This is a genomic window from Vibrio sp. Evd11 (assembly GCF_900382755.1).
Taxonomy (GTDB): Bacteria; Pseudomonadota; Gammaproteobacteria; order Enterobacterales; family Vibrionaceae; genus Vibrio; species Vibrio lentus.
In genome coordinates, this window is the sequence record NZ_OSDX01000113.1 from 1 (window position 1) to 6,031 (window position 6,031).

General features: G+C 43.4%; 4 protein-coding genes and 1 tRNA gene. 4 read left to right on the forward strand and 1 reads right to left on the reverse strand.

What is annotated here, in order from left to right:
* Nucleotides 1-155 precede the first annotated feature (155 nt).
* The gene (locus ED652_RS23465) at nt 156-725 is read right to left on the reverse strand and encodes a UPF0149 family protein (RefSeq protein ID WP_017083925.1); all 570 of its coding nucleotides are present in this window, start codon (nt 723-725) and stop codon (nt 156-158) included.
* A 171-nt stretch (nt 726-896) separates the two neighbouring features.
* Here ED652_RS23465 and ED652_RS23470 point away from each other — a divergent pair, with 171 nt between their 5' ends.
* The 4 genes from ED652_RS23470 (at nt 897) to gltS (ending at nt 5,884) form a co-directional block, all read left to right on the forward strand.
* Nucleotides 897-3,449 (forward strand): hybrid sensor histidine kinase/response regulator, encoded by a 2,553-nt coding sequence (locus ED652_RS23470; protein WP_122056336.1) that lies wholly within the window; start codon nt 897-899, stop codon nt 3,447-3,449.
* A gap of 248 nt (nt 3,450-3,697) precedes the next feature.
* Complete coding sequence (locus ED652_RS23475; RefSeq protein ID WP_076678960.1) at nt 3,698-4,147, forward strand: L-alanine exporter AlaE; 450 nt, start codon at nt 3,698-3,700, stop codon at nt 4,145-4,147.
* Nucleotides 4,148-4,327: 180 nt separating this feature from the next.
* Nucleotides 4,328-4,418: transfer RNA gene (locus ED652_RS23480), tRNA-Ser, on the forward strand.
* A 251-nt stretch (nt 4,419-4,669) separates the two neighbouring features.
* Nucleotides 4,670-5,884, forward strand: coding sequence for a sodium/glutamate symporter (gene gltS, locus ED652_RS23490; RefSeq protein ID WP_122056338.1), 1,215 nt, complete (start codon nt 4,670-4,672; stop codon nt 5,882-5,884).
* Nucleotides 5,885-6,031: the final 147 nt, after the last annotated feature.

Consider the following 6,031-nt stretch of genomic DNA (forward strand, 5'->3'; position numbering starts at 1 on the left):
CCACAACGGTATGCTAAGAACAAAAATGCCGTTCACTCTTAAGTGAACGGCATTACCTCATCGTGAGGGCCTTTTTGTTATCGTTCGGTTGAGCGAGTCGAGCTCATTCGATAGCTGACTAGTATCTTTTGTAGAGCTTGTTTCTTTGGTGGAGGTTACTGCGCTTCAGCCAACGCGATGCCGCGCTGCGTTAATCCGCAAAGCATTACAGGAACAGCGTTAAAGATCTCTTCAAATTGCTCAAGGCCTTCGATGCCTTGTTCAGCAAGTGTAGCAATGGAAGTTTCTGGATCGTAAAGCATGCTTAGTGAAAGTAACACACCACCGACGAGTGCGTTGTCTTCGCTCTCTTCAGGCATCAGTGTTTCCCAGTCATCACGGGCGATCTGCCAGCCTTGAAGTAAGCCTTCACAGAAATCGCGAGCCGCGGTATTCACCACTTCTGCATCATCCAATTGGCAAGCTTCAGGCCAAACCCACGTTCCTTCAATTAGCTCAGGACGTGTTTTGTTCCAAAGCGTGATGATAACTTCAATGTAGCTCTCTAGCTGCTCACCGTCCGTAAAAGGCGCGACTTCTTCGCCACCCCATAAGAACGGTAGCCATTCATGAGGGGTTAACACATTAGGTGCAGCTGCCATTGCAGTGACAAAGCCCATTGTTTTGTGTTCTGTGATTAGCTTTCCTTCCAACTCTGGAAGCGCAAGAATATCTTGTAAAGTCAAAGTGAGGTACCGTAAAAGGGAACATATTTGCGCTTATAGTACCAATGAACTTGTGCCAATCAAGCTTCAATCTAAAAAGGCTTGATGTCATGGATGATAAACACTAGGTTTAACAGAAAAGAAAACAATAAAAGAATTATGCTGATACGGTCGTCTTTAAAGAAAAAAAGTATGGTAGCGCTTGGATTCTACCTTGCGATGTTTATTGCCATTGTCGGTAGTGTGACGTATTACGTCGTAGAATCCCCTGTGCGTGGGAAATTACAACAAAACCTCGACTTACGTACCCAACTTTTATCCGCATTGATTACAGAGCCACTCAGCAGCTCAGAAGGCTTTGTAGATAGTCTAGTTGGCTTTGCTCAAGCACATCGCAACGGTGATGATGTTGTTCCGCTCTTCAAGTCCATGTTAGCGGCGAGCGATGATACGATCGTCAGTGCCGGAATTTGGCCTGAACCTTTTGGGCTTGACTCTAAAAAGCGTCTTAACAGCCACTTTTTCAATAAAGCCGACGATGGAAAAATTGATCAGCTGTTCTCTTACAACAATCCTAAGAATACCCCTTATCAAGAAGAGTATTGGTACACCTCTGTCGTCGACAAAAAACAAGGAACGATCTCTTGGAGCGATGTGTATATCGACCCATACACACACGTTCGAATGATTACTGCTTCATCTCCTTATTACTACGACGGCATTTTTGCTGGCGTTGCGACGGTGGATCTCTCGCTCGAAGAGTTACTAGGTTTTATCAAGAACCACGCTGAAGAATACAACCTTGGCATTACGCTCAGAGATAAACTCAATCAAGTGTTGGTTTCTCATAACTTCAATCTCGTTGAAGGGATCTACATCAGTAGCAACCAATTTGGTGACTTTGGTTGGCAAGTGGATGTGGTGAACTCTAAGTCACTTGTAGCAGACGAAGTATTTCGTCAGGTGATGAGCATTGAAGGCGGTATTGTGCCGCTACTACTTTTGTGTGTGATGGCGGGCTATTACTTATTGAACCGCTATTTGATTAACCCAATTACAACGATTGCCGTCAAAGTGGATAGTTCGAAAGCAGGCGAAATCATAGATGTTGACTACTCAAGTGATGACGAGATTGGTCATTTGATTAAAACGTTCAACGAAAAGACCATTTACCTTGAAGATGAAAAGGTTAAAGCTCAGGCATCCACCAATGCTAAAACTGCTTTTCTTGCTACTCTCTCACATGAAATCCGCACCCCTATGAATGGGGTATTGGGTACTGCTCAGATCCTATTAAAAACACCTCTAAATTCTGAACAAGAGAAGCATCTTAAGAGTTTGTATGAGTCTGGTGATCACATGATGACCTTGCTCAATGAGATCTTAGACTTTTCGAAGATCGAGCAGGGTAGATTGGACCTCGATGAGACCCGTTTCCCATTAGATTCGATCATCGGCAGTATCAACAGTGTTTACTACACACTATCTTCCGAGAAAGGACTTCAATTCAAAGTGTATTCTGAGGTGCCTTCTGGTCGTTGGTACTACTCGGACAAAGCACGCTTGCGCCAAATCTTGTTTAATCTTCTGAACAACGCTGTGAAGTTCACTTCTAGAGGCTTCGTTGAGGTGTATCTCAAAGAAGTCGTAGAAGGGAGTGAGACCTACCTCAGTATTCGAGTTCGTGATACTGGCATTGGGATCTCCAAAGAAGCCCAAAAGCGTATTTTCAAGCCTTTTGAACAAGCAGAGTCGTCGACAACAAGACGTTTTGGCGGTACAGGTCTTGGCTTGGCGATTGTAAAGAAAATCGCTCAGCTTATGGATGGCAGTATTACAGTCACCAGTGAAGAAGGGATAGGCACGAGCTTTGATGTTCGACTAAAGATTCAACCCTGTCAGCCTGGAGAGATAGAGAGCTTGCCTCACAAGAAGTTGGATTATTCTGGCTTGAAAGTGCTGATTGTGGAGGATAACCGAACCAATACAATCATCATCGAAACATTCATGAACAGCAAAGGGTTCACGTGTAAAAGCGTGGAAAACGGTGAGCTTGCCATACAAGCCGTCGTTGCTGAGCACTTTGATTTGGTGTTGATGGATAACCATATGCCTGTAATGGACGGTGTTGAATCAACCACCGCGATTCGCGCTCTGATTGGTGATGTTTCATCAGTCTTGATCTTAGGTTGTACTGCAGATGTCTTCAAAGAGACTCGCGAACGCATGCTCGGCGCCGGCGTGGATTACATTATTGCGAAACCCATTGATGAACGAGAGCTTGATGACGCGTTATTCCGTTATTCAAACAAGCTTTACCAGTTCCACGAGGAAGAGAGCGCGAATAAACAAAGTGATAGTGCTAATCACGACAACAATCATGATCAAGCCATTCATGAAAGGGAAGGCCATGGTCTAGAAAAACATGGATTAGACAGCCATAACGGAAATGTGCCCAAAGCACATCTTCATGAGGAAAAAAGCCAAAGTCGCTCGTTGCCTAAACCTGATCTGCGAAACAAAGACAATACAGAAGAACTTCTAGTCACGCTTTACGTGGCACTCGAAGACAATAATCTAGAGTTGATTCAATTTGCGTTAGAAAATCTGCGCGTTCACGTCAAGCCTATGAACAATACAGAACTTACCTATCAAGTTGATAAAGCATTAGAACAGGTATCTATGGGACGGCGTCCTTCTCAAGATGTCATCAATATCATTACTGTAAATATACCCATGGCCTAGGTGTTGTTTAATTACAGAAAGTAAATAACGAATTGTCCAACATTTGACCTCGATAATGTTTTTTGGTTGAAGTGGCTGCTTTTTAAGTGGTTTTTGGTTGTTAATTTACAACTTGATTTTTAATTTGGAATGTATGACTGCTAATCTTATGGTTTAATGGCGACATTAACTTGTAGGGCGTGAATATGCCTTGTTTATGTGTTACTAAATCACTCAATAAGCAGTGATATATTTTAGGTTTAGCATCAATGAAGTCTCGTGGTCCATTTTGTATTCGAAACGCAGCGGCGGATACATTTGCTATGGTCGTTTTCTGCTTTATATCTGGCATGATCGTAGAAGTGTTTATTTCTGGTATGACGTTTGAGCAATCTCTTGCTTCTCGAACGTTATCTATTCCGGTAAACATAGCTATCGCTTGGCCTTATGGTGTTTTTCGTGATTGGTTCTTGCGCAATGGTGCAAAGCTTTCACAAAGTTCATTGATGAAGAATATATCTGACCTCTTAGCTTATGTACTGTTCCAATCACCTGTGTATGCCGGTATTTTGTTGGCGGTAGGTGCTTCAGGCGACCAGATCGTTACGGCTGTAACCAGTAATGCAGTTATCTCGTGTGGAATGGGCGTACTTTATGGCTACTTCCTAGATATGTGCCGTAAATGGTTTCGAGTTCCGGGCTACTATCAACAAGCTTAAGAAAAGCAACAAGCGCAAGTACAACGATAGAATGAAATTTGGTTTGTTTTTGATCTAATGAGTTAATTTGTAATCGAATAAGCCGAAAAAGGCACTTTTTTTGAGAATGCCTCTTGACCAAAGCAAGCAGAATCAATAAAGTAGCGCCTCGTTGAGTGACAAGCTCAACACACAATTTGTGGAAGGATGGCTGAGTGGCTTAAGGCGCTCGCCTGGAAAGCGAGTATACGTTTATAGCGTATCTGGGGTTCAAATCCCCATCCTTCCACCACTATTCAAAACCCTAGCAGAAATGCTGGGGTTTTCTCGTTTTAGAGCCTCTAGATTCCACGTCATCCGCATCCATTCTTAGTCTCAGTTCCTTTAATCCTTTCTTGATAGTTATTTCCTCTATTAATGCCGTCGCAGATTGAACGATCTTAGGTGTTTTAATCGTCGATAAACGCTTGATTTTTTGGCATGAATCTAGATTATTAATAGTACGCAATATTAATAATCTAACTATTAGGAATCTATAGCCCCATGACAGAAACCCTAGTTTCTCCATTGCTCTCCTTTACTATCGCGATCTCATTACTGTTTATTGGTAAAGGTTTGATCGAGCGATCGGAATTATTAAGGAAGTATTCATTACCAGAGCCTGTTATTGGTGGCTTTGTTTGTGCGGCGACCGTAGCTGCGCTTTACTATCTATTTGAAATTCAAATCACCTTTAGCCTAGATGTCAGAGATTTTTTGCTTCTCTACTTTTTTGCTGGCATCGGACTCCAAGCGGATATTAAAACGCTGATCAAGGGTGGGCGACCGTTGTTCATTCTGCTGTTTCTTGCCGCTGTTTTTATCGTGTTGCAAAACGTGGTCGGCATGGCGGTAGCTTCGGGCTTCGGAATGGATCCTAAAGCGGGCTTATTGTCGGGCTCTGTCAGTTTAATCGGCGGCGTAGGTACAACGTTGGCGTGGGCACCAATGTTTGTTGAAGAGTTTGGTATTTCGAACGCGCTAGAGCTCGGTGTGGCGTCAAACACGGTTGGCTTGATTGCGGCGTGTGTGATTGGTGGTCCAATTGCGAACTACCTACTTAATAAACACAAAATCAGCCCATCTAATGAAGAAGAAGTGACGGTTGGTGCATATCAAGAAAGCGAAACACGCACTGAATTGAGTCATTACGGCGTGTTGTGGGCATGGTTGATTTTAAACCTCACTCTGATGCTTGGTTACAGCCTGAGTGAAGTCATTGATTCGATGGGCTTAAAACTCCCGCTATTCGTAAGCTGCTTAATCGCCGGTATCCTGATTGGGAACATTGGTCGAGCGCTGTTTAAGAAGCGTCGTACACAAGAGAAAATTGCTCAAGGTCGCAAAGGTTTAGCGATGATCTCTGACATCTGTTTGGGGATGTTCTTAACCATGGCATTGATGGGGCTCCGCATCTGGGATCTTGATGGGTTGTTTGGCTATATCTCGGTGATCATGAGTATCCAGATTTTGCTTTCCCTGTTATTTACCATATTCGTCGTCTATTACTTGATGGGAAGAAACTACGACTCAGTGGTTATATGTTCAGGCTTCGGAGGCATCACTCTCGGCTCGACTGCAACAGCGATTGTTAACATGACTGCTGTGACTCACCGCTATGGCGCAAGCCCACAAGCATTCATTGTGGTGCCATTAGTGTGTGGTTTCTTTGTTGATTTGATTAATGCGTTGGTGATTAGCTTCTTTGTTGGGATGTAGTGACTACCTAGGCCTCTCTTGTCATTGACTACAGGCAACTCTCAGTAGCTTGCTCGATTGAGTAAGCTACTTATTGTCTTGTTGTGACCCCCAGGGCAAGATCATGAAAACCCCTTATGGAATAAGGGATGACGTGAAGTAATATTT

Bases quoted from the DNA above. Each gene is read 5' to 3' on its own strand.
- ED652_RS23470 (WP_122056336.1), top strand. From the start codon at position 897: ATGGTAGCGCTTGGATTCTACCTTGCGATGTTTATTGCCATTGTCGGT.
- ED652_RS23475 (WP_076678960.1), top strand. From the start codon at position 3,698: ATGAAGTCTCGTGGTCCATTTTGTATTCGAAACGCAGCGGCGGATACA.
- gltS (WP_122056338.1), top strand. From the start codon at position 4,670: ATGACAGAAACCCTAGTTTCTCCATTGCTCTCCTTTACTATCGCGATC.